The organism is Enterococcus sp. RTP21361st1_A6_RTP21361_211029, from assembly GCF_040910045.1.
GTDB classification, from domain to species: domain Bacteria; phylum Bacillota; class Bacilli; order Lactobacillales; family Enterococcaceae; genus Enterococcus_D; species Enterococcus_D gallinarum.
Genome location: NZ_JBDGBK010000160.1, coordinates 1 through 3068 on the forward strand (window position 1 = coordinate 1; position 3068 = coordinate 3068).

Here is a 3068-nt window from a genome sequence, read left to right on the forward strand (position 1 = left end):
GTGGTTAAGTCCTCGATCGATTAGTATCAGTCCGCTCCAACCATCACTGGCCTTCCACTTCTGACCTATCTACCTGATCATCTCTCAGGGATCTTACTTTCTTAAAGAAATGGGAAATCTCATCTTGAGGTGGGCTTCACACTTAGATGCTTTCAGCGTTTATCCCTTCCCTACATAGCTACCCAGCGATGCCTCTGGCGAGACAACTGGTACACCAGCGGTAAGTCCATCCCGGTCCTCTCGTACTAAGGACAGCTCCTCTCAAATTTCCAACGCCCGCGACGGATAGGGACCGAACTGTCTCACGACGTTCTGAACCCAGCTCGCGTGCCGCTTTAATGGGCGAACAGCCCAACCCTTGGGACCGACTACAGCCCCAGGATGCGACGAGCCGACATCGAGGTGCCAAACCTCCCCGTCGATGTGGACTCTTGGGGGAGATAAGCCTGTTATCCCCAGGGTAGCTTTTATCCGTTGAGCGATGGCCCTTCCATGCGGAACCACCGGATCACTAAGCCCGACTTTCGTCCCTGCTCGAGTTGTAGCTCTCGCAGTCAAGCTCCCTTCTGCCTTTACACTCTTCGAATGATTTCCAACCATTCTGAGGGAACCTTTGGGCGCCTCCGTTACCTTTTAGGAGGCGACCGCCCCAGTCAAACTGCCCATCTGACACTGTCTCCCAGCCCGATAAGGGCTGCGGGTTAGAGTGGCCATAACGCAAGGGTAGTATCCCACCATTGCCTCCATCGAAACTGGCGTCCCGATCTCTACGGCTCCTACCTATCCTGTACATGCGGTACAGACACTCAATATCAAACTACAGTAAAGCTCCATGGGGTCTTTCCGTCCTGTCGCGGGTAACCTGCATCTTCACAGGTACTAAAATTTCACCGAGTCTCTCGTTGAGACAGTGCCCAAATCGTTACGCCTTTCGTGCGGGTCGGAACTTACCCGACAAGGAATTTCGCTACCTTAGGACCGTTATAGTTACGGCCGCCGTTTACTGGGGCTTCAATTCGTACCTTCGCTTACGCTAAGCACTCCTCTTAACCTTCCAGCACCGGGCAGGCGTCAGCCCCTATACGTCATCTTTCGATTTTGCAGAGACCTGTGTTTTTGATAAACAGTCGCTTGGGCCTATTCACTGCGGCTGCTCGTTAGAGCAGCACCCCTTCTCCCGAAGTTACGGGGTCATTTTGCCGAGTTCCTTAACGAGAGTTCTCTCGCTCACCTTAGGATGCTCTCCTCGACTACCTGTGTCGGTTTGCGGTACGGGCCATTGTTTTCTCACTAGAAGCTTTTCTTGGCAGTGTGACATCAGAAGCTTCGGTACTATTATTTCCCTCCTCATCACAGCTTGTCCTTGAAAGTAGAAGCATTTGACTCCCACTAAGACTCACTGCTTGAACAGACATATCCATCAGTCTGCACTTCTTAGCCTCCTGCGTCCCTCCATTGCTCAAACAAAAACAACGGGTACAGGAATATCAACCTGTTGTCCATCGCCTACGCCTGTCGGCCTCGGCTTAGGTCCCGACTAACCCTGGGCGGACGAGCCTTCCCCAGGAAACCTTAGTCATACGGTGGACAGGATTCTCACCTGTCTTTCGCTACTCATACCGGCATTCTCACTTCTAAGCGCTCCAGTAGTCCTCACGATCTACCTTCAACGCCCTTAGAACGCTCTCCTACCAATGCACCTTATGGTGCACTCCACAGCTTCGGTAAACTATTTAGCCCCGGTACATTTTCGGCGCAGGGTCACTCGACTAGTGAGCTATTACGCACTCTTTAAATGGTGGCTGCTTCTAAGCCAACATCCTAGTTGTCTGTGCAACCCCACATCCTTTTCCACTTAATAGTTATTTGGGGACCTTAGCTGGTGGTCTGGGCTGTTTCCCTTTCGACTATGGATCTTATCACTCACAGTCTGACTCCCGGATATGAATGAATGGCATTCGGAGTTTATCTGAATTCGGTAACCCGAGATGGGCCCCTAGTCCAAACAGTGCTCTACCTCCATCATTCTCAATTCCGAGGCTAGCCCTAAAGCTATTTCGGAGAGAACCAGCTATCTCCAAGTTCGTTTGGAATTTCTCCGCTACCCACACCTCATCCCCGCACTTTTCAACGTACGTGGGTTCGGTCCTCCAGTGCGTTTTACCGCACCTTCAACCTGGACATGGGTAGATCACATGGTTTCGGGTCTACGACAACATACTCATTCGCCCTATTCAGACTCGCTTTCGCTGCGGCTCCGTCTCTTCAACTTAACCTCGCATGCTATCGTAACTCGCCGGTTCATTCTACAAAAGGCACGCTATCACCCATTAACGGGCTCTAACTTGTTGTAGGCACACGGTTTCAGGATCTATTTCACTCCCCTTCCGGGGTGCTTTTCACCTTTCCCTCACGGTACTGGTTCACTATCGGTCACTAGGGAGTATTTAGCCTTGGGAGATGGTCCTCCCGGATTCCGACGGAATTCCTCGTGTTCCGCCGTACTCAGGATCCTCCTAGGTGTGAGCCAGATTTCATCTACGGGGTTTTTACCCTCTTTGACATACTTTTCCAAGTATTTCGACTATCTGTTTCAACTACCATATCGGAGTCCTACAACCCCAACAAGCAAGCTTGTTGGTTTGGGCTTTTCCCGTTTCGCTCGCCGCTACTCAGGGAATCGAATTTTCTTTCTCTTCCTGCAGGTACTTAGATGTTTCAGTTCTCTGCGTCTACCTCACAGCTGCTATGTATTCACAACTGTGTAACATCCTATAAAAGATGCTGGGTTCCCCCATTCGGAAATCTCTGGATCATAGCTTACTTACAGCTCCCCAAAGCATATCGGTGTTAGTCCCGTCCTTCATCGGCTCCTAGTGCCAAGGCATCCACCGTGCGCCCTTATTCACTTAACCTTTGACCTTACGGTCGCTGAGTACTTCTTCTAGCGATAGAAGGTTGCTCAAGAAAATAAGCGTTGAACTTATTAAAAAACTCTTTAACTTGTCAACTCGGTGTGTGTTACTTGTTTTGATTTTCTTCGATATCCAGTTTTCAATGAACAAACT

General features: G+C 50.3%; 1 rRNA gene. It reads right to left on the reverse strand.

What is annotated here, in order from left to right:
- Window positions 1-2915 (reverse strand): 23S ribosomal RNA (locus tag AB5Z52_RS16380).
- Window positions 2916-3068: the final 153 nt, after the last annotated feature.